The sequence below is a fragment of the Haloarcula nitratireducens genome, from assembly GCF_019599505.1.
This window is the reverse complement of the sequence record NZ_RKLT01000033.1, coordinates 1-22,933: the sequence shown is the minus strand read 5'-3', so window position 1 is coordinate 22,933 and position 22,933 is coordinate 1. Positions and strand designations below refer to the sequence as shown.

Annotated in this window: 27 protein-coding genes; 15 read left to right on the top strand and 12 right to left on the bottom strand. The window is 55.5% G+C overall.

All coding sequences use genetic code 11. From position 1 onward, the window contains the following. The first annotated feature begins 93 nt into the window (after positions 1-93). From EGH23_RS24130 to EGH23_RS24105, 7 genes are all read left to right on the top strand, one after another. On the top strand, positions 94-324 hold the full coding sequence (locus EGH23_RS24130) for a hypothetical protein (RefSeq protein ID WP_220582539.1): 231 nt from the start codon (positions 94-96) through the stop codon (positions 322-324). Positions 325-333: 9 nt separating this feature from the next. After that, complete coding sequence (locus tag EGH23_RS24125) at positions 334-750, top strand: PIN domain-containing protein (protein WP_220582538.1); 417 nt, start codon at positions 334-336, stop codon at positions 748-750. 336 nt (positions 751-1,086) lie between these two features. Beyond that, positions 1,087-2,403 carry an outer membrane protein assembly factor BamB family protein gene (locus EGH23_RS24120; RefSeq protein WP_220582537.1) on the top strand — a complete coding sequence of 439 codons (1,317 nt, stop codon included), beginning with the start codon at positions 1,087-1,089 and terminating at the stop codon, positions 2,401-2,403. Between the two features lie 358 nt (positions 2,404-2,761). After that, positions 2,762-3,613: a helix-turn-helix domain-containing protein gene (locus EGH23_RS24115; protein ID WP_220582536.1), complete on the top strand. Its 852-nt coding sequence runs from the start codon at positions 2,762-2,764 to the stop codon at positions 3,611-3,613. Between the two features lie 5 nt (positions 3,614-3,618). Next, positions 3,619-4,071, top strand: coding sequence for a DUF7344 domain-containing protein (locus EGH23_RS27405; RefSeq protein WP_425433275.1), 453 nt, complete (start codon positions 3,619-3,621; stop codon positions 4,069-4,071). Next, on the top strand, positions 4,068-4,235 hold the full coding sequence (locus EGH23_RS24110; RefSeq protein ID WP_220582535.1) for a hypothetical protein: 168 nt from the start codon (positions 4,068-4,070) through the stop codon (positions 4,233-4,235). The genes EGH23_RS27405 and EGH23_RS24110 overlap by 4 nt, the downstream gene beginning before the upstream one ends. 110 nt (positions 4,236-4,345) lie before the next feature. Next, entirely contained in the window at positions 4,346-5,008 is a 663-nt protein-coding gene (locus tag EGH23_RS24105; protein WP_220582534.1) for a helix-turn-helix domain-containing protein, read from the top strand. Between the two features lie 211 nt (positions 5,009-5,219). Here the strand turns inward: EGH23_RS24105 and EGH23_RS24100 are convergent, their stop codons facing one another. Then, the gene (locus EGH23_RS24100; protein WP_220582533.1) at positions 5,220-6,536 is read right to left on the bottom strand and encodes an RNA-guided endonuclease InsQ/TnpB family protein; all 1,317 of its coding nucleotides are present in this window, start codon (positions 6,534-6,536) and stop codon (positions 5,220-5,222) included. A gap of 200 nt (positions 6,537-6,736) precedes the next feature. On the opposite strand from EGH23_RS24100, the gene EGH23_RS24095 reads away from it, so the two are divergent. Then, on the top strand, positions 6,737-6,907 hold the full coding sequence (locus tag EGH23_RS24095) for a hypothetical protein (RefSeq protein WP_220582532.1): 171 nt from the start codon (positions 6,737-6,739) through the stop codon (positions 6,905-6,907). 207 nt (positions 6,908-7,114) lie between these two features. On the opposite strand, the gene EGH23_RS24090 is transcribed toward EGH23_RS24095, so the two are convergent. The 6 genes from EGH23_RS24090 to EGH23_RS27400 all read right to left on the bottom strand — a co-directional run bounded on the left by EGH23_RS24090 (position 7,115) and on the right by EGH23_RS27400 (position 10,266). Then, positions 7,115-7,354 (bottom strand): DUF7127 family protein, encoded by a 240-nt coding sequence (locus EGH23_RS24090; protein ID WP_220582531.1) that lies wholly within the window; start codon positions 7,352-7,354, stop codon positions 7,115-7,117. Positions 7,355-7,473: 119 nt separating this feature from the next. Next, positions 7,474-8,259 (bottom strand): GNAT family N-acetyltransferase, encoded by a 786-nt coding sequence (locus EGH23_RS24085; RefSeq protein ID WP_220582530.1) that lies wholly within the window; start codon positions 8,257-8,259, stop codon positions 7,474-7,476. Between the two features lie 4 nt (positions 8,260-8,263). Then, entirely contained in the window at positions 8,264-8,650 is a 387-nt protein-coding gene (locus EGH23_RS24080) for a TFIIB-type zinc ribbon-containing protein (protein WP_220582529.1), read from the bottom strand. A gap of 25 nt (positions 8,651-8,675) precedes the next feature. After that, positions 8,676-9,338, bottom strand: a complete 663-nt coding sequence (locus EGH23_RS24075) for a DUF2238 domain-containing protein (protein ID WP_220582528.1) — start codon at positions 9,336-9,338, stop codon at positions 8,676-8,678. Then, the gene (locus EGH23_RS24070) at positions 9,335-9,919 is read right to left on the bottom strand and encodes a hypothetical protein (RefSeq protein WP_220582527.1); all 585 of its coding nucleotides are present in this window, start codon (positions 9,917-9,919) and stop codon (positions 9,335-9,337) included. The genes EGH23_RS24075 and EGH23_RS24070 overlap by 4 nt, the downstream gene beginning before the upstream one ends. 89 nt (positions 9,920-10,008) lie before the next feature. Then, complete coding sequence (locus tag EGH23_RS27400; RefSeq protein ID WP_220582552.1) at positions 10,009-10,266, bottom strand: hypothetical protein; 258 nt, start codon at positions 10,264-10,266, stop codon at positions 10,009-10,011. Between the two features lie 447 nt (positions 10,267-10,713). Here EGH23_RS27400 and EGH23_RS24060 point away from each other — a divergent pair, with 447 nt between their 5' ends. Together EGH23_RS24060 and EGH23_RS27395 are read left to right on the top strand one after the other, a co-directional pair. Further along, positions 10,714-11,571: a cupredoxin domain-containing protein gene (locus EGH23_RS24060; RefSeq protein WP_220582526.1), complete on the top strand. Its 858-nt coding sequence runs from the start codon at positions 10,714-10,716 to the stop codon at positions 11,569-11,571. A 265-nt stretch (positions 11,572-11,836) separates the two neighbouring features. Beyond that, positions 11,837-12,136 carry a DUF7553 family protein gene (locus EGH23_RS27395; protein WP_425433274.1) on the top strand — a complete coding sequence of 100 codons (300 nt, stop codon included), beginning with the start codon at positions 11,837-11,839 and terminating at the stop codon, positions 12,134-12,136. Positions 12,137-13,106: 970 nt separating this feature from the next. On the opposite strand, the gene EGH23_RS24055 is transcribed toward EGH23_RS27395, so the two are convergent. From EGH23_RS24055 to EGH23_RS24045, 3 genes are all read right to left on the bottom strand, one after another. Continuing rightward, complete coding sequence (locus tag EGH23_RS24055; RefSeq protein ID WP_220582525.1) at positions 13,107-13,430, bottom strand: 2Fe-2S iron-sulfur cluster-binding protein; 324 nt, start codon at positions 13,428-13,430, stop codon at positions 13,107-13,109. Between the two features lie 4 nt (positions 13,431-13,434). Beyond that, positions 13,435-14,805 (bottom strand): selenium-binding family protein, encoded by a 1,371-nt coding sequence (locus tag EGH23_RS24050; RefSeq protein ID WP_220582524.1) that lies wholly within the window; start codon positions 14,803-14,805, stop codon positions 13,435-13,437. A gap of 409 nt (positions 14,806-15,214) precedes the next feature. Further along, positions 15,215-16,069: a helix-turn-helix transcriptional regulator gene (locus tag EGH23_RS24045; RefSeq protein WP_220582523.1), complete on the bottom strand. Its 855-nt coding sequence runs from the start codon at positions 16,067-16,069 to the stop codon at positions 15,215-15,217. 288 nt (positions 16,070-16,357) lie between these two features. On the opposite strand from EGH23_RS24045, the gene EGH23_RS24040 reads away from it, so the two are divergent. From EGH23_RS24040 to EGH23_RS24025, 4 genes are all read left to right on the top strand, one after another. Beyond that, positions 16,358-16,795: an ester cyclase gene (locus EGH23_RS24040; RefSeq protein ID WP_220582522.1), complete on the top strand. Its 438-nt coding sequence runs from the start codon at positions 16,358-16,360 to the stop codon at positions 16,793-16,795. Positions 16,796-16,914: 119 nt separating this feature from the next. Next, the gene (locus EGH23_RS24035; protein ID WP_220582521.1) at positions 16,915-17,337 is read left to right on the top strand and encodes an ester cyclase; all 423 of its coding nucleotides are present in this window, start codon (positions 16,915-16,917) and stop codon (positions 17,335-17,337) included. A 9-nt stretch (positions 17,338-17,346) separates the two neighbouring features. Next, positions 17,347-17,784, top strand: a complete 438-nt coding sequence (locus EGH23_RS24030) for an ester cyclase (RefSeq protein ID WP_220582520.1) — start codon at positions 17,347-17,349, stop codon at positions 17,782-17,784. A gap of 28 nt (positions 17,785-17,812) precedes the next feature. After that, positions 17,813-18,247: an ester cyclase gene (locus tag EGH23_RS24025; protein ID WP_220582519.1), complete on the top strand. Its 435-nt coding sequence runs from the start codon at positions 17,813-17,815 to the stop codon at positions 18,245-18,247. A gap of 73 nt (positions 18,248-18,320) precedes the next feature. On the opposite strand, the gene EGH23_RS24020 is transcribed toward EGH23_RS24025, so the two are convergent. After that, positions 18,321-18,914, bottom strand: coding sequence for a ribbon-helix-helix domain-containing protein (locus EGH23_RS24020; protein ID WP_220582518.1), 594 nt, complete (start codon positions 18,912-18,914; stop codon positions 18,321-18,323). Between the two features lie 294 nt (positions 18,915-19,208). After that, entirely contained in the window at positions 19,209-19,553 is a 345-nt protein-coding gene (locus EGH23_RS24015) for a DUF7344 domain-containing protein (protein ID WP_425433273.1), read from the bottom strand. 581 nt (positions 19,554-20,134) lie between these two features. Here EGH23_RS24015 and EGH23_RS24010 point away from each other — a divergent pair. Beyond that, positions 20,135-22,933, top strand: a 2,799-nt coding sequence (locus tag EGH23_RS24010; protein WP_220582516.1) for a PAS domain-containing protein, incomplete at its 3' end; no start/stop codon positions are given.

The following is a 22,933-nucleotide window of genomic DNA, read 5'->3' as shown; positions in this document are numbered from 1 at the left end:
CTGAACAAATCGACCGTGCAGGCAGAAACAATCGGAGCTAACCAAAGAGGCACACCGAAAGACACAGTATTCTGTGCTAACATAGATTACTGTATGCCCAGTATTACAGTCAATGTGGACGACGACCTCAAAGCGCGAATGGAGAACCACCCAGAGATCAACTGGAGTGAAGTCACGCGACAGGCCATCCAAGAGAAAATCGAGGCACTCGAAGTGATGGACGAACTCGCTGGCCAAAGCGAACTCACCGAGAACGACGTGCAGGAACTCGCCGAGAAGATCAACGAGCGTGGACGCCAGCGTGTCGACGAAGAATCAGCGTAAACTCGACGAATGAAGCTAGTCATCGATGTTAACGTCGTTATCTCCGCGCTCCTCGCGGATTCGAAAACCCGAGAACTCATCGTCACGCTCAATCCGGACCTCCTGACGCCTGCGTTCGTCCATGATGAAATCGAGACCTACGAAGACCTGATCGTCGAGAAGTCCGGGATGGAACCGAATCGAGTCACACAGTTCCTCGAGCTCTTATTCCAGTACATCGAGGTCGTTCCAGCCGACGAGTTCTATCCGGCTATCGAGAGGGCAGAAGCGGAACTCGGCGACACCGACCCAGACGATGTGCTCTATCTTGCGTGTGCACTCGCCAGCGATGCAGCCATTTGGAGCGATGACGCTGATTTCGATGAACAGGCGCTGGTCGAGACCTACTCGACAAGCGATGTGATTGACGCGTTCGACACGCGGTGATCCAAAATCTGTTCCGACTGGCTGATCCAGTTAGGGCTGTCTCTAACTCCTTACTGTTCGTAGCTGCAGTACTTAGAAGCGACCCCATTCTTACAGGAGTGGCGTGAGTGTTTGTAACACGAACGGAGCGACCACTCTCAATTCCTGGTTCACAACGGGTGTGACGAAGCGTCTCCGAGAGAAGATTGTAGATCACTAGTGTTGGCTCCTAAGCAACGATATTTATCAGGCTGCTCTTGGAACATAGTGGAACAATCCCTTATTAAAGCGATAATAAAACGACTGCTATCAGTAGCGGGTGATACGATGCCGAAAGAGACGAGCCGCCGAAATATCTTGACGAGTGTCGCGAGCGCAGGCGCCGCCCTCCCGTTGCTGTCGGGTGAGGTCGCGGCCGCTCAACCAACGTGCCGCAACGCGACTACAACACTTCCCGCCGACGCGTGGCCGACGATTGGTCACGACGCCGGTCGGACATACTACAATCCAGGTACTAGCGGCCCGCAAACGGGCGTCAGCGAGCGCTGGACGACGTCAATTCCCACTCGTGAATTTCCAACTATCGCCGAGGGCAGGGCTTACATCGGCGGCGCGTCGCTCCGTGCACTCGACGTAGACGACGGCAGCCAGACTTGGGCGCGTAGTCCACCAAACTGCCGGTACACGACGCCCGCCATTGGCCCCGAGGAGATCTATTCGGCCGTGACCAATCAGAACGACGGCGAACAGAACGTGACAATTCAAGCCTTCGACGCCTCGGATGGCACGCGTCACTGGGAAACTGATCCACTCGTCGAAGGTGAGTCCGTAGGGGTCTCACCCCCGGTTCTCGTCGACGGGACGATATTCGGTTTGGTCCGAGCTGGGCAGCAACGGTCCTTCTATGCAATCTCGCTCGACTCTCGTGAGGTCGAGTGGCGACACACTGTGGAGCAGCCAGTCGACGAATTCGCGGTCACGGACGGGACGCTGGTCTACGCAGTTGAGGATGGGGTCCGTGCCATCTCCATCACCGACGACACAGTTCAGTGGGCCGTCAACAGTCCGCCTGTCCAAGGCCTCGCGGCCGCTTCCGAGACGGTCGTCGTCGTGTCTGGAGACAGCGTCACCGCGCTGGCTATTGGAGACGGCACCGAACGCTGGCGCTCCGAACTCGGGCCGAGCGGCGAACCGGGGTTTGAGGGGACGAACAGTTTCGGCCAGCCCGCGATCGCCGACGGGTCGGTCATCATCGGGACAGCCGCTTCGCTCTTTCCGAGAGTCATTCAGGAGGGTGGAGCGACACTCTACAAACGGGACTTGGCAACTGGCGACCGACAGGAGACACGCGCAGCCGTGCTACGGCCCACCGTCCCGGACGACTTTGACTTCTACAATGAAACTCCATTCGTCAGCTACGGCTGGGGGCGTCCGGCCGTGAGTTCGGACACGATATTCATCCCACAGTTCGGTTCAATCGACGGTGGTTCCATTAGCAGCTACCAATCCGGTCTGGTCGCCATCGATAGAGAGACGTTCCAAGTTCAGTGGACCTCGACAGAGGTCCCGTCCGTACCCGTCATCGTCGCCGAGGATCGCCTCTTCGCTACGTCGACCCGCTCCTCCGAATCCTCCCTCACTATGCTCGAAGAGCCAGCAACGAACGACACGTGACATAGCCTCGGGGTCAAGCTCCGGGGCATTTTCCGAGACTACCAGTAAATCGCCTCATGGTAAACGGCGGGGTTTCTCGCCCAGGGCCGCTGCGTGCTAGCTATAGTACCCGAGAGCGACCTATTCTTGCAAGGGCTTTCAAGAGCCACAAAGACAGGGAACACTGGATGACCATGAACTGTGAGCTATTCTCTGGGTAGCAAAAGCGGACTGTGGCAGACAGAGCCGATATCTTGAGTCCACAGTTCAGTAACCAGCTATCGCCCACCAGCGTTAATTAACTACGCTGAGATATCCAAGCACGGAATCGCGAGTCCACATTGAGTGTCCGAGCCACGCTCCGATTATGAAGGGGCCAATGGATATCGGACGACGTGCCGCCGATTGCAGGGCACGGTTCATTCGCGTGGTCGTCACGCGGGACACGCCACAGAGGAACCAGTGTTCCGCAACAGCGACCACATCAGTCATGAGAGCTAGCAATAGCGACGATAACAAACGCACAGACAGAGAGCCGACTGACGCTGAGACACGGCTCATCATCGAGTTCACCGTCCCTGCCGAGACTTTCATCCTCGCCCACACACTCCGAGCCGTTCCGGACATCATCGTCGAACTCGAACAGTTCGTGCCCACGTACGGCGAGGGGTTCCCGTATCTGTGGGTTACAGACAACGACGATGATACTTCCTTTGAGGAACACGCGGCTGAGGACCCCACTATCGTCACCTACTCACAAGCCGCGGATCTCGACGGTGGCGCGCTCTACGAGGTGGAGTGGACCGACACCGAGACTCCCATTTTGGAGTGGCTCCGGAATCACGACGTCGTCGTCCTTGAAGCGGAGGGCAACGACGACAAATGGACGTTCAAACTTCGTGTTACATCGCGAGCAGTGCTGAGCGACTTGCAACGTTACTGCAACGACCACGACATCACATTCGACCTCATCCGCCTCTACGAATTGACCGACCCAAAGATGGGACAATACAATATTACAGCGAAGCAACGCGAGATACTGCTGGCGGCATTGGAACACGGCTATTTCGAGATCCCGCGTGAGACGACGCTCAAAGAACTCGGAGACATGGTCGGTATTACAAAACGGGCGGCGTCTGAACGCCTCCGACGTGCGCACACCAATCTGGTAAGCAATACCCTGCGGATTGGTCAGCTGACAGGTGTCGGGATTGACGAAGACGATATCTAAGTGTCATGTACCCATTTAAAATGTATACTCTGTTGAGGCGGGCAGTCTTTTACGGTGATGTGCACCTCCGAGATATGAGTGATGGCGGAAACGACGACTGTCGAGACGACTCACAGGGTCCTCATAGTCGTTGTGGCGACGATGAGTCTCATAGTAATCGCTTCGAGTTGCTAGCGAACAAGCGCCGCCGCTCCATTCTCTCATATCTCCAGTCGGTAGACGACGATATGGTGAAACTCCCTGAACTAACTGAATTACTAGCCGAACAAGCGGTCAAGTGCGACAGCGACCGGTACGAATCTATCGCCATTTCGCTTCATCATACTCATCTCCCGAAACTAGCTGAGAATGAATTCCTTGAGTACGATACACAATGCCGAACAATCCGGTATCACGGTCATTCTTCCCTCGAACGGCTGCTAATGCCCCACGACAAAACTGGAGGCGACAATCTGTGAGCATGGACGATAAACGGGCAGCAGTCGAACAGCTGGAGGCAGCGCTCAATGCGGCTGACGCCGACTCGATGGAATATCATATCCGTCAGGCACTCCAATATCTTCACGTTGAGGATGAGCGGTCAGCACCGAGTAAGGACAGTGGGAATGATGAGCTGAGGTAGGTACAAAATGTCCGCGTCTGCAGTCCGGCCCGCTGGGAACCCCTGTCACGAGATAGCGACCGCGCAGCGCTCATATCTAATCGTCTCGACGGCGGAACCAAGGGGGTAGAATGACGACACTTGTCTCCGCAACTGTTCCGGCTTGCGAAATCGCACTCGCCGATGTATTCGCCTCGCTCTCCGATGTCGACATCGAAGCCGAGCGAATCGTTGAGGGAGGTGACGATATCGTGATGCCCCTTCTGTGGATTCGAAATGCCGATCGTGACGAATTCGAAGCAGCCTGTGCGGGAGATCCCACCGTCGACGAAATCGAGTTATTAGCGGATTTCGAGACGGAACTACTCTATCGCATGCAGTGGATTGACCAGGTCGGGCTGCTCCTCCAGATGCTGACGAACGCGAACGCAAGTATTCTCGAAGCCGTTGGCAAGAATGGAACGTGGCATCTCAGAATCCTGTATCCGTCCCGTGAGCAGCTCGCCGAAACGAAGACATTCTGTTCGGAGCACGAACTCTCACTCACTATCAACGCTATTCGAGAGATGGACGGCGAGCCGTCCGGCCGATACGGCCTCACAACAGGACAATACCAGGCACTCGTCACAGCGGTCAACGCGGGCTATTTCGCTGTTCCCAGTGACATAACGCTCAACGAGTTAGCTGACGAGATGAATATCTCCCATCAAGCCCTCTCAGAGCGGCTTCGCCGAGGGATACACGCGCTCATCGAAGATACACTGTTACTGGATTTCGCCGAATCAAACGAATAGTCTGTCGGACGAGGTCTGGCGAAATTCGGGCATTGGATCTGCTGACTTCCGCACCTGATAGAACCCGGCCTACTCTACAGCCAACTATCCTCTCACAGTCGCACCAGGAGTTTCAGTATGTCTGCAAATCGTCAGTTAAGAACCGTCATTGACATCCTCCCGCGCCTGAAGACGCGGGAATCCCACGGCACCGCACCGCTAGATTGGGATATTACGGTTTGCAGTCTACCACCTCTGCCCGAGGTTGGAATCCTCGGGAGAGGTCATGAAGGTAGACTCCGGGCTGTGCCAACCAGCCGGTACTCCTATCCTCGTCCAAACTGGCCGAAGACTCGGAGTTACTTTCCTCGTTGATGTTGAGACGGATATTCTCCGCTCCATTCACGTCAGCGTTGAACGCTCCATCACACGCCTCACACACATACAGGCCGCGTTCGACACGTTGACTATCGTCTTCCCGACCGCACACGCAACACGACTTACTCGTGTCGCGCTCAGACACCTCTACGACTTCGATGCCCTCTACCTTTGCCTTGTATTCGAGGATGTTGGTGAAGCGATCGAACGCCCAACCATGCAGGTTGAGGTTGCCGTGCTTCCCCCAGTTCTTCGAGTCACCGTTCTCGTCCTCGCGGACACCTTCCAAGTCCCCGACGTTGATGCGGCCAACCTCCTGCTCAACACACCGCTGGACGATGTGTTTGGCGAGACTGTGGAAGAAGTGGGTACGGCGCTCCGACCACTTGTAATGGAGTCGCGTGGCCCTGTCGCCACTTGAGTCGTCGCACTTGGCGATTTCCTTTGGGAAGTAGTACCCGTCCTGTTTCAGACGGTTGCCGGGGTACAGGTCAGCATCCTCGGTGCTGTAGGCAACAGCCGCGAAGTTGCTGATGCCGAGGTCGATGCCCGCCGTTTCGTTGCCGGGAGCGTTGGGTGTCTCGATTTCGTCTTTGCAGACGAGGTGGAGTTCCCACCGCTCGTTCTGCTGGTCGTAGACAGCGCGAACCTGTTGCAGGTTCTCGACGGTGACGCCGGGCCGCGTCTCGTACTCGACAAGGATGTATTCCCACGCTTTCGGGTGTTCTTTGTGATTCGCGCCCTTGGAGAGACGAACACGGTTGTTCTCGGTGTCGTGTCGGATACCGTTTTGTTTCCACGTCACCGTACTGCGCGGGTGTTCTTCGTGGACGCGACGGCCCTGTTGGTCGTAGTAGTTGCGTTTGCGGTAGCCGGGCGGATTGTCCCGTTCGTCGTCACTAGAGTACCATGAGTTGAAGGCTTCAGCGAGTTCCTCCAGAACCCGCTGACTGGACTGCGAATGGAGTCCTTTGTATTTGGGATGAGCCTTCAACTCGTCTTTCAACTCTTCGTGATCGGGAATCTCGCCCGTCTCCTCCCAGACTTGCCGGGAATGATGGTTAGCGACGTTCCAGAGTTTGCTGGCACTCCACCCGTGCCGGTCAAGCGACTCCGCGACCTGTGAGTGGTTGCGGATTCTCGCTCGGTGAGTTCGATGGGCTTCCAGCACTCTGAACGCCTGTATAATCGCTTATACTTGCTTCATTTGTGAAAGTTGGTGTTTAATTGAGGTAGAATATCCGGCCCTGCTATTGATGGTGGACTGTGCAATGGGTTGTCGGATTCATCCCGCGCCTAAAGGTGCGGGTATTCTCCTTGCTCTTTATAAACGGCCTGCGATATTAGTGGCTCCAGAGCCAAGATAGGAGTATGCCTGAAGACTCGCTCTCCGAATGTCCGTTCTGTGAGTTCGAACCGGATATCCCAGACGAGGACGTGAAAACTGCGCCTGAACAAGCCACCCACCGCGTCCACAGACACGTTGAGACCGAACACCCAGATCGAACCGACGAACTGTCGACCTATACGAGCCCCGAATAGCTATTCTCGACAAAAGTAGATCCGTGTGGCTGAGACGGTTCTGCACTTAGCAACGGTCCAGAAACCGCCCACCACTCGCGGGTTCGGCAAGGTCATCTAAACCAGAGACTGCTACCGACAGTGCTGTTTTTCTGAGCGAAACTCAAGTCCGCTGCCGCGTATTTGCGTAGCGAAGTGACTATCCTCAGTTTCAGACGAAGGTGGGTTTCAGCCTTCGATGGTCAGGACCCCATTTTTGCTCGTAATCTCAGTGGTATCATCGGGCAGTTCGAACTCGAACTGCGTATCGCTTACAACCAAAATTACCGTCTCACCAACGACGTCGACGGAGATCTCATTGGCCTTCGGACCAAAGTCAACCAGTATGCTGGTCGTGTCGTCGTAGTCGTATTCCCGAATAATGGCTTCCTGCTGGTCAATGTCTTGGAGCCGTTCGGGTACCTGCATACAAACTGTTTGGAGAAGAACGCGGATAAGCTCCCTGCCAGCATGTGCAGCCGTTTGTAGCGGCTGTGGGCGCTACGCCCACGTTCTCAACGAGTGACCAAAGAAGCGAGTTAAGTAGTTCACAGATATGCGCCGTCGTAGTCGTCGTCCGGCTTCCGAGTGTTCCCACAGTCACCACAGCGAACCCGTTCCATGTTGTCCATAGCAACGTCCGCCGACCCGCAGTTCAGGCAGTAGTAGCCGTACTGCTCCGAGCGGTCGGCGTCGGAGAACGTCTCCACGAACCACCCCTCAGTTCCCTGGAACGGGTCCTCTCCCAGATAGAGTTCAGTGTCATCCATAGCTGATGCTGTCTCGGGAATCTCAGGTGGCTGGTCGGCGTCCGACTCGGATTCGTCTTGTTGGGCCTCTTCGTCCGCTTGCGCGGTAAACACGTACTCGACCGATTCTCGGCCACCAATATCGGTCGTTCGCTCGTCGATCTGCTTGAAGCCGAAGCGCTCGAAGAATGTCCCAGCGGACGTGTTCGCTGCGAGCGTGACTGCACGAGGCTCCTCGATGCCCTCGTCTGCGAGTTCTGACTGAATGCGCTCGAACAGTGCCGTGCCGACGCCGGCGCCCCGTCGCTCGGGGTCAACGTGGAGCCATTGGATCTCACTCTCGTCCTCATCGAGAGTTGCTTCGACGACGCCGGCTACAACATCGTCGAGTTCGGCGACCACGACGATCGTCTCGGACGAGTCGATCCGATCACGAATGTGGTCGGTGTCGAATACGGCCTCGGAAATCATCTCGATGTCCTGGGGGCTGAGGGCGTACGATGCTGTCATCGAACTCTCGACGAGTTCTTCGATCCGTTCGGCGTCGTCGAACTCCGCGAGACGAAGCGTCGGTTCGGAACTCATCCGATCAGTCCTCCCGTTGTTTGTGGACGGCATCTGACCCGCATGCCGGACACTCGGTCGGTAATCCGTCGTCGAGGTCACCCATCTCCCCGCAGTTCTCACAGCGCCACATAATATACCCCTCCCCGAACTCACCCCCAGGGTTGTTTTCCTGTTCGGATTTGTGCAGGCTCTCCTCATTGGTCGTCACTGCTTGCTCACGCTCCTCGGCCGGCGATGCGAGTGTCGCATACCCGTCTTCGTCGACGTCTTCGATCTCGGCTTGCATCGAGACCTCGAAGCCTCTGTTGGTCATGCCTGTGATGACACCGAGTTCGCTCCCATCCAAGTCGTACACCATCAGTCCGGCTTCGATAGATGTGGATGCTTCCGACGTACTATCTTCGCTCATACTCTGTCTTGCAGCGGACGACAGTTCACTCTGGTGGCCCTGATGAATCTCCATTATGGGACGCATCTAGCCGGGTTCTGAGGAAATCTGCCAGACCCTGAAAGTAGCGCGTTCCCCAGAGTGCGATGAAGAGACCGCCAGCCATATTGGCTACCATATCGGTGACGATATCCTTGATACCGAAGACCGTAACCGGTGCATCGGTCTCGAGAGTCTGCGCCAGAACGACCACGGTGAATTCGAGGACTTCCCAAATGACGCCGAACGCCAGAACGAATATTACCACGAAGAAGCCTCTGAAGGACTCGGGGACAGTGACCTCAGCGGAGTGTTCTTCGAACGCGCGGAGCGTCGCGTATCCAACCCCAGCAACGAGGGCGCCCGAGACAGTGTGCGTGATTTCGTCGTACCAGGGATACCAGCGATAGGGCCCAAGGGCACCCAGCGAGTGGAGACAGACGGCGACAGTGATCCAAAGGGCGAGTCGAGCGTCCATAACGTAGCCGTACTCCCGGCGTAGCGCGGCCGGGAGGAGCGTCACCCCCAAGGCCGGTGCCGCGTTCGCAGCGACCCCCAATCGGCCTGTCGCCACGCCACCCGCTGCTAGTACTAGAAGGGCAACTTGGAGCCCCCGGGTCAGGACCTGTTCTCTACGAGTAGACAAATCCAGCACGCCGGTCAGCGTCATTCTGTAGGCCCTCCGTGATACGCTCGTGATCCCGGTGGTTCAAACCGGGTGACGTACCACTGGAACAGGAGCCCGACAACGACAGCGATGACTGTGACGATGACGATGTCTACCTGGAGTTCCACCTGCGTCGTGAGATACTCGGTCTCGAGCCACCGATCGGCATAGAACTGCGCGACGATCCAGACGCCTTGAAGAGCCAGCGTCGTGAGCGTAGCAAATCCGACCGCAAACCGGTAGCTCATCTCGACTGTGGTAAACGCGCTGAGCTCGGCAACACCAATCAGCGCCAACCCCGCGACGGCCACAGGCGTGCCGATATCCGGACGCCCACCGAAGGAAAGGGTGACGACGGCTCCTGTCGTGAGGGCCAGTAATGGCCACGGCACCATCACTTTGTGATTTGCTCGGACGAGTGCTGGAAGCGCGGCTACGACAGCAACCACCGTTGTGAACACAGTCCGAAGATAGTCTCCGCTGATAGCAGTCGAGATGACAGCAATCGTCACGACGCCGATCAACGCCCACCCGATAGCCGAATTCGTCGCCTCGTCATGGACGAGAGTCCCAGCAGCGGGCATAGTCTTACTGTTGTTGGCCAACAGAAAAAGCGATAGTGGCTAGGTCCGAAAGCGGACCCGAGATGCGTGTAGCGGTGGGATGGAGTAGTTCACGACTCGATTTTCTCGACGATTTGTCGTGCCTTCTCCTCTGCTTTCTCCTCGCCGACGCTCTTTTTCAGCAGCACCGACTCGACCTTCCAGTCATCGTTTTCTTCTTTGCCTATCCGCACCTCGCTGCCCTTGGAGACAGAGTGAGCCGGATTCTCCGCCCAGTCGGGCGTCCGAATCTCGTCAAACTGATCCGGGTCGCGGAACTGCACGTGGATGTATTCGTCCTCGGTTTCGACCGCATTGGGTGAAACCATAGCTACCTGTCTGTCCGTGACGGTGTTAAGCTGACTGCCAACATTGTCTGAGTCAGATATATTCAGATGGAGGAGCGACTGGCGCTCCACGTTGACATGGTTGTGGACTATCTGCAGGAACCGGGGGCGACCCCATTCTTGCAGGAGTGGCGTGAGTGTTCGTAACACGAACGGAGCGACCAGTCCCAAATCCTGGTTCACAATGGGTGTGACGGACCACCTATCACAGAGCCCCCCTTAGAAGTCGTCCACTACAGGAAGCTTCGTATCGATTAGTAGATGCAGAGAGCATATCCGTAGCCTCTGAACCCGGTAACGTCCTACTACTTATATTGTTGTATGTTAACAATTCATAATACTAGTCCGGAAGGAGGGAGTTCGAATCAGATAAGAAACAGCCTGCCTCGCCGAAACAAGAGATAGCCAAACAACTGAGAGAGAAATAACATGACCGATCGACCATCCATCGACGAACTAGAACTCAGTGATGCAGAGCTACTGGAATTGATGAAAAACCATGGTATCGACCGTCGGTCCATGATGAAACTTCTTGGTTTCGGAACTGCATTGTCTTTTAGCGCTGGTAGTGCGGCCGCAAAGCACGACGATCCGCATCCGCCGCATATCGACTCCTACTATGGCTACGCGACCCCGGACGCCAATGACATTCCGAAGAAACTAGAGCCGGATCACGTAGTTGAACTGCACGTAATTCTGCCAAATCCTCCCGAGCACCAACCGCCGATGTTCCACTTTGCGCCAAGTGGGCTTTCTGTAGACGCCGGTGATATTGTCCAGTTCACATTTACCGCTCCAGACCATACTATTACGGCGTATCATCCGGCACATGGATTCCAGCGGCGGGTTCCGGAACGGGTCCCTCCCTTTTCATCGCCAATCGTCAATGCCGGTGGAGCGTGGCTCTACCGATTCGAGAAAGAAGGACTCTATGATCTGTATTGTGGGCCCCACCACATTCTTGGAATGGCGATGCGAATCGTCGTCGGAGATCTCAGCGACGAGGATATCCCCGACTACGAGGATACATTCGAGGGTTCCGAAGGCCCACCGCCGCTGTTGGCTCCGTTTAGCAAAGAGTTTCTCGAGCACGAACTCCATAATTTCACTGCATTCATTAAGGGAGATAATGAAGACTGTGAATGGGTATGGCTGACACCCAAAGAAATCCTTGATACGGACGCACTTGACCCAGAGAATATACAGAAGAGTGATGGGAACGTGTCGTTCGATGAGGTTCTTGACGATATCGATCGTGCCGATATCAGCCACGCACACGAGCAGTAACGTGGCGGTACGTTAACCGAGTTTACGCGATTCACGCCTGCCGTAAACGGCGGAGGAGGACTCTTTCGCTGTTGAAAGGTGGTCTACGGTCAATTCATTATCTCTCCCTTGAATTAGCGCCGCCACAATTAGTCAATACAGACGATCCACTGTGCATTCACTGTAGAGGACTGTTTCAGCGTTCGGTACCAGTAGTGGGCCAGTGCCAGTCCGACCACCAGTATGTATTTCATCTTCTGCCACAACTAGTGTTGTGTGGTAGCAAATGACACGAGATACACTCTATCACGCCGCCAGAGAGGTGGATACTGCAAGAGAAAGTGCGTCAGAAATGGAAACGAGTGACCGGCTGGCTGTGCTTGCCGATCAGCTACGGTCTCAAGCCGACCGCAAGGCCACACCCGCATTAGGGACACTCGATCGGATCCACACGAAACTGCGGACTATCGAAACTGAAGCCAACGAGCCGGCTGTCAGCGAAGCACTGGAACAGGCTCGAAGACACATTCTGTCGTTCCTCGAGACGCTTGACGATCGAGGCATGAAACAACACGGCGGGGGCTGAAACACGAACCTGCTAACTCACGCAGCTGTTCACTAACGCCCTGGTGGACTCAGACAAACAGGGATAAACTACCGAGAACACCCTGTGGCGACAGCGTCAGAAGTGCGCGGCAAACGCTCACAGCTGGAGCCGTAAGGAGAAGATTAGTGAAATGAACCATGAGATCCGGTACTGACTGAGTGCTGGGTATCGGTTAAGCCGACGCCGAAGAGTATCCCACCAGCGAGCGCGACGGCTCCGATATGGACCAACTCTGGAATGGTTGCTGCGACGATAACCCCGACGCTAGCTCCGATGGCATAGCAAGCCTGAATGAACACAATAGCCCAGACTGCCCGACGTCGATACTGGCCATAGAGCCCACTGGCAGCAGCTGTTTCGACCGCCGTATGTCCGGCGACGACAATTGCTCCTAGCAGTCCAATGGTGGTGCCGCTGCTGTAGAGTGTACCGAGAGCGACACCTTCGAGCAATCGATGTACCGAGACGGCACCGAGTGTGAGGTTGGCCTGATATCTTCGAGCCATACTACCATGCCTGGCAGCTACCACTGCCAACAGCGCACCGACAGCACCACTAGCGATCCCGAGTGAGGGGCGCTCCATTACAGCACTAACTGCGAGCGTCAGTCCAAGACCGATTAATAAGAGACCAAGCACCATACTCACACGGTGATCCGCCAGCGTCGTATCCTCTGCCCGCCAGCGTCGGAGCGCGACTACGCCGCCGCCAAAGCCAGCGATGATTGGGAGTCCGACCACGACCACAAAGGAGACTGGTGTCTCACCGAGCAGGGGACTACCATGCGCTCCAGCTGTTCCTGGTATACCACCGAGTCCACCAGTCCAGACACTGACTCGAACGAGCAGTCGATGGCTGGCCCAGTATCGCCCAGCAAGCGTATCGGAGTGGCACTGGGTTCGTCTGTTGCGATCAGCTACCGACTCCGATCGTTCTGTAGAGCGCTCACTTACTGCCATGGATTCGAAACTAACTCGGCCTGAACAGCTGCCCCAACTGCGATCCGACAATCAGCTCGAGGGCGAGCGATACAGCACAACACGTAGTCCGTCTCGATATGTCGGGTCTTCAACGCGCGCGGCGGGCGTTCATACAGGATCGCTCCCTCGAGAAGTCGACCGACGCAGGTCGCACACGCTCCCCGCCGGCAGCCGAACGGCAGGCTGACGTCGGCTGTTTCGGCGGCCACGAGAATCGTCTCAGTTTCGGTCGCCGAGACTGTTTCTTCGCGGCCGTCCCGCCATGTGAATGTCAGGTCGTGGCGGACACTCATCACGCTACTGCCAGACGTCGCTGGTACAGTCGCCGTCCGGCCACCGAATCTCGTGGGCACGAGCCGGTCCCGCCGGCATCTCACCGAAATCAACGAGAAAGTCTTCGTCGAGTGTCATTGTCCCGCGCCGTGGGTTCACGTCCGCTTTGAGCATCACCGAGCCTTTCTCGCCCTCGTTGGGGAAGAACTGGTTGTCCCACGACGAGTATAGCGACGTCGTCCAGTAGAGCCGCTCACCGTCAAGGGAGAGTTGCAGCATCTGTGGGCCGGCAACAATCTCGCGTCCCTGAACATCGCGGATGTCACCGTAGTAGCCGCCGATAGAGATGGAATCGGCTGCTCGCGGATTGGTGGGGTCCGAGATATCGTACATCCAGACGTCGCCGTGGAGCCAGTTCCCACCGAAGAGGTACCGATCGTCCATCGAGATAAGGATGTCCGTCGGCAATGCGGGTACTGGCATGTCCCAGTCCTCGTGTTCGCGGGGCTCGAAGTCAATTACCTTGTCGGCGCGGAACTCGCTATCTGCCTGCCAGAAATGGAAGATATTCGAGGAGAGGGCTGCGTTAACATAGCCGTGGACGGACTCCGGACTATGTTGGAACCGGACTTCCAGCGGCACCAGCCCTTCTTCGCCAAGGTCGATGGTCTGTTCGACCTTCCGTTCTTTCCAGTTCCAGAAATGGAGCCGTTGGCCGTACTTGCCGTCTTCGACATCCGCCATGTCGAACCCGGGCTGGTAGGTTACGGGCGCGGCCCACTCCGAGGAGACCATGACGTTATGGCGAGGCTGGTACCAGTAATCGTAGTTAAAGTCGATCTCACCCGGGGCGTCCCACCGTCGTTCGATTTCGAAGTCATCGTTGAGTTCAAGGAAGCCGCCGGGATGGTCGCCATCCGCGTCCCCAAGCATGCTGATGAGGATTTGTCCATCGGGAATACAGTGGACGGTATGGGGTGCTGAGAGATCATACTCGTGGACATCATCCGGTTCGATGACTTCCACGAGTTCGGGCTCGCGCCGATTTTCTGTATCCACGATGTGGATTCGTGCGGACCGATTGCCCGGAATCACGAGGTGTTGGCGTTCGAGGCCCTCGACGTGACACGACGAGGAACAGGCGTTCCAGCCGAAATGGTGTAACTCGTCACCCCGCGTCGGCATCTTGATCCGGTCGATGATCTCCTGATAGGTGTCCGACTCGGGATTCAGATCAACGACGGCTAGAAAGTCTGGCTCGTCAATCTCGGTTCCGACATACAATCCAATGATGTAGGCGACTTCTTCCGGTTCTGACTGTTCGATTGCGGCCTGTGGCGTCGCGTACCCCGGCCCATCGACACTGTGGTCGTGATGATCATGTTCTGTGGCCATTGGTATAGGTTCCGCCGTGTGTTGGCACCTCTCTAGCCTTCTTTGCCCCGCTGGATATTCACAATATCCCGTGAACGATGTTCACGGGCTAAACTGACGATAGCATGTCCTATTGTTCAGTTACAGAGGTTCAAGGAGAAAGCCCACAACTTCAGTCGTGGGATGAATCCGACAGTGATTCGACGTGCCAGCCCGTCTCTCCGGGCGGTATCCCGGTCCGGGAAGGGATACCGAGGCCGAGGTAAGGATATGCACGCTACCGCGGCGGTGGCGGTAGATGAAGCCCGCTATCTTGGTCGGGAGCCGGACTGGCTCGGCTCTGAACGCAGGTCCCTCCCGGACCGCAGATGGAGGGGACCTGCGAACCTTCCTGCTCGTGGGTCCCGTCTGTGGCGGGAACCCCACGACTTCAGTCGTGGGAGGAAGTCAGAAGCTCCTCCATCTGATTTGAATCAGGCGCTGTTTCCTGTATTTGAGCGAATCTGTCCGATGTCAGAAGTGAGGCGTCCTGCTGATAGGATTGGAACGTCTCCGTAGCCCAGGTGCGAACCGTCTCGTTGTCAGTCTCAATCAGAGCGAGTGGAGCGCCCTTGTCGTCATCAACCCCGAAGTACACGACGCCATCGTTGACTCCGACGATATTTGGGATAGGGTCGTCGGAGACATACATTGTAGCTTGATCGGCCATAAGAATATCCGTGAACTGTGAGCGACGCGCGGGGTCGGTCATCGCTGTGACGACGCTCGGCGTAACCACGGCCTCGAAGTGATGAGTGCCAGTCGTGATTGCCTTCCAGTGTGCGTTCAGGCAAGGAGCTGGCAGTGCGTGTGTGAGAACCTGCGACTGCCGGGCAGTGCGCTCAAGCTCACTCGCTCGGTACATCGGTGCGAGCGGTTTGTTCTGGCTTGGCAACGTGACTGATGCATCGGTGAGACAACTCAACTCAAATGTCAGAATGTCCGCCGAGAGCCACTCTTCGACGGGACGCAACTGTCGTGCGGTATCCATCATTGCCAGTAAATCGGTGAATTCGTCATGGACCCACGCACCAAGTGAAGTGATTTGCACGTTCTGCCCGTACTGGGTAATCCACGCTCGTTCTTCCAGGTCGCCGAGAATCCGCCCGAGGGTTGGACGCGAGACATTAGTGGCATCCATCAACTCATCGCGCGTGTGCGTTTGCTCGTCGCTCAGTCCCGCAAGCAGGGCGATTCGGTTCTCAGACAACGCGAGAAACGCGACGTCATCGAGTGCCGAATTCATGTGTATTGATACCACGCAACGCACTAAATAGCATAGGGTAGTACCTTGCACCTCTGTGTATCAGGAGTCCCATGATGGAAGGATACAGATGCTGACACGGTATTAGCGGAAACCCACCGCTTCAGGGGTGGGAGAAAGTCAAAGTCCGTTTTGTTACACAACCGATATCGATGGTGCTACAACTGTCACATATGCCAGTCTGTCATTCGCAGGCTGAAAGCTGTTCACGAGATATTGCGATAGGGGAGCTCACCGAAAACGAAAATGGACGCCAATGAGGGATCTCTAATGGTAACCACAACACGAGAGAACAAAGACGTCGTTCGCCACTATATTGAAGACGCTTGGAACGAAGCAGCACTCGATTTAGTCGAGGATCTCATTGCCGCGGAGGCACCGCACCACGACCCGACACTTTCGGACAGACCCGATGGTCCAGCCGGACGGAAACAGTCGATTCAAGTGTATCACACGGCATGTCCAGACGTACACATTTCCATCGAGGAGATGGTTGCGGAAGACGATCTAGTGGCTGTTCGCTGGACTGGACGAGGGACACACGAGGGGGAGCTCATGGGTATCGAACCAACTGGTACCGAAATCGAAATTACAGGCATGTCGATTAACCGAATGAACGAAGGACAGATAGCCGAAACGTGGGAAGTGTATGATACGCACGGGATGCTCCAACAAATCGGAGTCCTCCCGAAACAGCCCACAGGATAGCCGCCCCTTTCATCTCGAACTCTTTGTTCACGCTGTGACCCTCGTTCAGAGGACATTGCGAATAGCCGTCTCGGGCAAGAGAGATACATGGAGTCTATGGCTCCATGGAGGCCCTACTGATGGCGACCACACAGACCAACAAGGAACTATTCCTGCGTGTCTTCGACGCGCTCAACGAACGGGATTTCGATGCGTTCGCTGACACCCATGCAGACAACGTTGTCCTCCACGACCACGATGAGGAGTTCCACGGTGTCGATGCTGCTACTGAACACGAACAGACTCTCTACGAGGCATTCCCGGACCTGAAATACACGCCAGAGGACATCCTCGCCGACGAGGAGTTAGTTGCAGCCCGCTGGAGGGTTACTGGAACCCACGAAGGGGAACTGGAAGGGATCGCCCCGACAGGCGAGGACGTCGAGTTCCCGGCTTGCGGTATACTGCGAGTCGAAGATGAGAAAATCGCAGAAGTGTGGCTTATTTACGATCAACTTGGTCTCATGCAACAGCTCGGCGTCGTTGAACCGCCCGGCGAATAACACAACCAGATGGAGAGCACCATAGCAACCCTCGAACAAGCCAACAAGAAACACACCCGTCGATTCAACGAGGAAGTTTGGGGGCACCGCAACTTTGCCGCGATTGACCAGTTCGTCGCCAGAGAATTTATCGGATATAATCCTGCTCGTCCGGAGTCAATCTGTGGGCCTGACGGCGTTCGTGACCTCGCAAACCTACTCTACGTGGCGTTTCCCGACTGCGAGGTCGCACTGGAACAGGTCATCGCTGATGGGAACTGGGTTGCCCAACGAGTCTCGATCAGCGCCACCTACAAAGGCGAATTCATGGGAGTCGAACCGACCGAGAGCCCTGTCGAACTGACTGGGATGAATCACGCGCTTCGCGGACGACAAGTGGGTCGAAGGATACGAGATCTGGGACATGTTGGGCCTGTTCACCCAACTGGGGATTATCGAACCACTTGACGAGTAACACACCGAAGAACCGACCATAATGACGACAACAACCATTCAAGAGAACAAAAACCTCGTTCGGCAGTTCATTAGCGAGGCGAACGACCAAAACTACGACCAGGTGGCAGAGCTGTTCTCCGCCGATTATCTGCGCCACGATCCGGATGCTGGCGTAGACGAACGGGGGCCAGAGCCGTTCATTGGGGCGCTACAGCGACTCCACGAAGCGTTCCCCGACAGCGAAGTTCACATCGGCGAACTCATCGCAGAGAACGACATCGTGGCGTTCGAAGGGACGATGACAGGCACACATGAGGGTTCATTTAGAGGGGTTGCACCAACGCATAAACAGATGGAGATTCCCGGCAATGCAATGCATCGTATCAGCGACGGGAAGATCTCGGAAACATGGGCCACCTGGAATTTTCTCGCAGGCCTTCAACAACTTGATACAATCGACGAGTCAGTTGAATAATCAGATGTCTGCTGTTTACATCAGGCCAGTAAGACGAAGTGCTCGATACGGCTCGAAAACGCTCCGTACACCGTCAAAGTTTCTCGATCGTTTGTTCGAGAAGTGATTCGAGCCGCTCGATACGTTGTTTGAGAAACTCGATATCAGCTGAGTGCTCATCAACGGTAAGCTCTGTGTGGTCAGGTTCGGTTCCGGCGTGTTGGTCGTTGAGTGCCTGTATAAGTTGATTATTCTGGGCTCGTAGGTCGGCGAGGCGGTACAGGAAGTCATCAAGCTCAGCTTCCGCTTCGGCGGCTCGAATGCTCTGTTCGAAGAAATCTCGGATGAGCTCACTGCGTGTCAGGCCACGATTCCCTGCGACCTCGTCGAGGGCCTCCAGCAAGGGTTTGGGAACCCGTGCAGTGATTTTCTGGGTTTCCTGATGCGATAATTGGTGACCGACACTGTCACCATCAGTTGTGTCGGCATTCAAATCATATGCTTTGGCGAGCAGAGCGTGAGAGTTACAAAGAGTAATCTGTGTGGGACCTTGTTGTCCACTTTCGGTGGCTGTCTGCTCAATCGGATATATCTTGAGCTCGTTAGTGGTTCCGCAGACAGCACAGCTAGTCGTAGCAGCATCTTCTTGCCGGCTATCTTGTCTATTAGATATTTCAGTTGGTTCCATGGGGCGGCGTTTCTGTAAGCTCAGCTCATACCTCGTGACAGAGCTTTAAATCCTTGTCTCAAAATACCATCCGGAGATAATAAAAGTAGTGCAAGTGAGCCATTTCAGATGGCGGGTAGCGCTCAGCGTCCATCTACGTATCATACGTTAACTGTCATCAATGTTGACACAACTCCATACCCGGTACTAGTGAAACAGATTATCCGAGGGCAATCATACACCGTTTTCTGTGGGTTCGCGAGAAGTTAATGTTGGAACGGTCGGTCTGGACATACCTTCCGGGACGCTGAACAGCTATTGGACTGGCTCGAAGTCGTCGTTTTCCAGCAACTCTTGGGATGGTTGGAGGATTTCTGAGTGGACTGTCTTGCCCAAGGTAGTCATTGTTACTACTTTCTGATCTTCATCGAACTCAACAAGGCCGGCATCGCATAGGAGTGGAAGATGTGTATGATACAAGCTGAGCTGGACCGTCTCATGAGTAGGGCCGTCTCCGGTCGAGAAGCCCCCCGCAGCGATTGCCTCGACGTGGGTAGATATCGAGACTGTTTCTCCCTCGGGCAGCTCGCGCAACGTTTGCCGACGAACCCCGTCAGCTAACGCTCGATAAATACGGTCAGCTTCCTTTGTCGATGACATATTATACCATTCACAAGTATAAGCGGTCTGGTTGAACTATCAAGCAGAAACATACATTTAGTTCTCGGTGGGAGAACTTCTAATGTATATCAATTTAGGCCAGTATGACACTACAGTCCAATATCGTTAATGCTATTCGGTAGAGAGCAGTATAACTGCTAATATGGCTTCCGGGCTGACGTGACGGCTTGGTCGATTTGTAGAGAAGAATTCTATGGCACGCTAAGACTGATTGCATTCACGTTCTGCGGAATTACCTCGTTGAGCTGAGCAACGATGGTTCGATTAGTCGTATCCAGCAGTAATTGAATCACCTCAGCATCATTCATACCCATTGTCAACTTGTACGTATCGCAAGTATTAGTGCTTGTGTTAGGTTGGTATCACTATCGCGTGACTATCTGAACACAATACTCGGGGACCCGTGAGTAGGACGATTGGATGCGATGGCACATACCCTCCCCCCGCTGACGTTGCTGTCTGGTAGCTGTAGAACTCGGGGGCGATCCAGAAGCCGCAAGCGATGTTCTGTCATCTATCCAATTCGAGTGGATTAAGTTGTCGTAGCATCTGGCGCAGATATGGTTTCGAACCTCCCGAATGGAGGTCCTGAGAGACAATTTCTGGATTCTGCTATCGACTTGACCCCGAATAGGGCTGCAATTCTCGACACCGACGGAACAATCCTTGCGACGAACTCCGCGTGGCAGGACTGCGCCGAAACGACCGATAACTGGTTGCAGCCTGTTGACGTCGGAGTTGACTATCTAACGGTGCTGGAGACGGCTGAATCGACGTCCGCAAGCCGTGTGGCTACTGGGATCCGGAAACTGCTGCAGGGGACCCGTGAACAGGTCGAAATCGAGTTTGCCTGCGAATCTGCTGACGAACCACGATGGTTCGTGACCCAAGCGACCACTGCCATGCACGATGGAGCAACGTACATTACAATCACTCACTGTGAGACCACCGCCCGAAAGGATGGTCAGCGAATCTTGCGTGAGGCATGCGAAATCAGCACAGCGCCCGACCGCTCGTTCGATGAAAAAATTACGACGCTCTTAGAACTCGGGCGGAACGCCATCGGAATCGACTATGGAACCCTCTCACGCGTACAGGATGATCAATACATATTTGAGTCGGTCGCTGCACCAGCATCTGCCGATCTGCAGGGCACAAGCGTCCCGGTAGCGGAGTTGCCAAATTGCGAGCGTGTCGTCAAGCAAAACCGGACACTCGTCCACAGGGACGTCGAATCCCAAGCCCCCGAACTGGTGGATCCTACGTGGGGAATCGAGAGTTACCTCGGAGCGCCCGTCACTGTACACGGGGAGGTGTACGGGACCTTTTGTTTCTATAGCATGGCCCCACGTACCGAGGCGTTCCCCGACTGGGCAGTAACGTTTGTAGAATGTCTCAGCAATTGGGTGGGCCACGAACTCGAACGCAGGGAACGTGAGGAGCAGCTCCAGCAGATCAAGACAACCATCTCTGACGTTATCTGGATCAGCAACCCAAAGAAAGACGAGGTAGAGTTCGTCAGCGACTCGTACGAAGACGTCTGGGGTCGTTCGCCCGAAATACTGCGTACCGATGCTACGTCGTTCGTTGATGCCATCCATCCTGCTGATCGTGACCGAGTGCAAGACGCGCTCGAAGCCCAGCAGGCAAATCCTGATGCCTACGAGGAAACATACCGTATCATCCAACCAGACGGTGAGACGCGCTGGATTCATGATCAAGCGTCTGGCATCTATGACGACAACGGGACACTCCGGACTATCGTCGGTATCGCTAGTGACATTACTGAACGCAAAAAGCGTGAACAGAAGTACCGGCGGCTGACCGAGCGGATTACTGACGCTTACTATGCCTTTGATTCAGATTGGAACGTTACCTACTGGAATGACACGGCTGCGGACCGTGGCGATATGCCAGCGGCAGATATTCTCGGCGAAAATTTCTGGGGCGTGTATGGCGAACTCGAGGGAACCGTCTACGAGGAAACGCTCCGGAAAGCCATGGACTCACAGGAGCCGACGTCGTGTGAGTTCTATTATGAGGCAAACGACTACTGGATTGAACTGCAGGCATATCCCGATAAGGGAGGGGTCAGCGTCATCTCACAGGAAATCACCGAACGCAAGGCGGCCCGAGAGGCGTTACACGAGAAGCAAGACCGACTAGATGCGTTCGTGACGGCGACCTCGGATGTCGTCTATCGCATGAGTGCAGATTGGTCCGAAATGAGGTATCTGGATGGACAGGAGTTTATTGTTGATACGGACGACCCCCGGCAGACGTGGCTGGAGGAGTACATTCCACCGGACGAACGGCCGCGAGTAACGGCAGCCATCGAAGAGGCTATCGAAACCACGAGCAGGTTCGAACTGGAACACCAGGTGCTGCAAGTGGATGGCACTCGAGGCTGGATATACTCGCGGGCAGTGCCGATTCTGGACGACGACGGCGAGATCGTCGAATGGTTTGGCACAGCCACTGACATCACCGACCGGAAAACACGCGAACAAACGCTTGCACAGCAACGGGACGACCTTACCCAACTCAAGCGGCTCAATACGCTCGTTCGGAACCTCACCCAGGCACTCCAGAATACGACTACGCGAGAGGATATCGAGACTGCCGTCTGTGACCGGCTCACCGATAGCGACCTGTATCAGACAGTCTGGATCGGAACACGGCGCCAATCGGAATCAAACAGTTCGGTCGTGGTCCCACAGGCGAGCGCCGGTGTCGACGACGCCTATCTCCGCGGAATTTCGGGCGGTGAGCCAGGACCTGCATCCGCCGCCCTCAACACGGGTGAGCTGCAGACCATCGATGATATTGCCACTGCAGAGCAATTTCCGGACTCCCGACGAGAAATAGCGCGCAGGAACGGCCACCATACGCTTGCAGCGGTCCCTATCGCTACTGATGGGACAATCTACGGCGTATTGGTCGTCTATACGCCACAGGAGCACACGATCAGCGAGGCCGAACAGGCGATTCTCACCGATCTTGGACGGAGTATCGCACTCGCCATTCAGCGAGTGCACAGCCAACGCTCGCTTACAGCCGAGACCGCTATTGCCCTCGATTTTCAGCTTTCGGACGCCGATATCGGCTTCGCTGACGTATCGACCGAGTTGGGCTGTGAACTCGATCTCGAACGTCGCATCCCGACAGGTGATGGCGGCTATCTCTATTATGTTACAGTGCTAGGCGCCCCTCCAGCACAGGTCTGTGACTATCTTGAGGACGGACAACTGGTCAGTGATAGTAGCGTGGTCCATCCCACAAAGAACGGCGAGCCAGCACTCATCGAGACCCATCTCGAGGAGACACCTCGACTGCCACTTGATGTTCTCACTGATTAT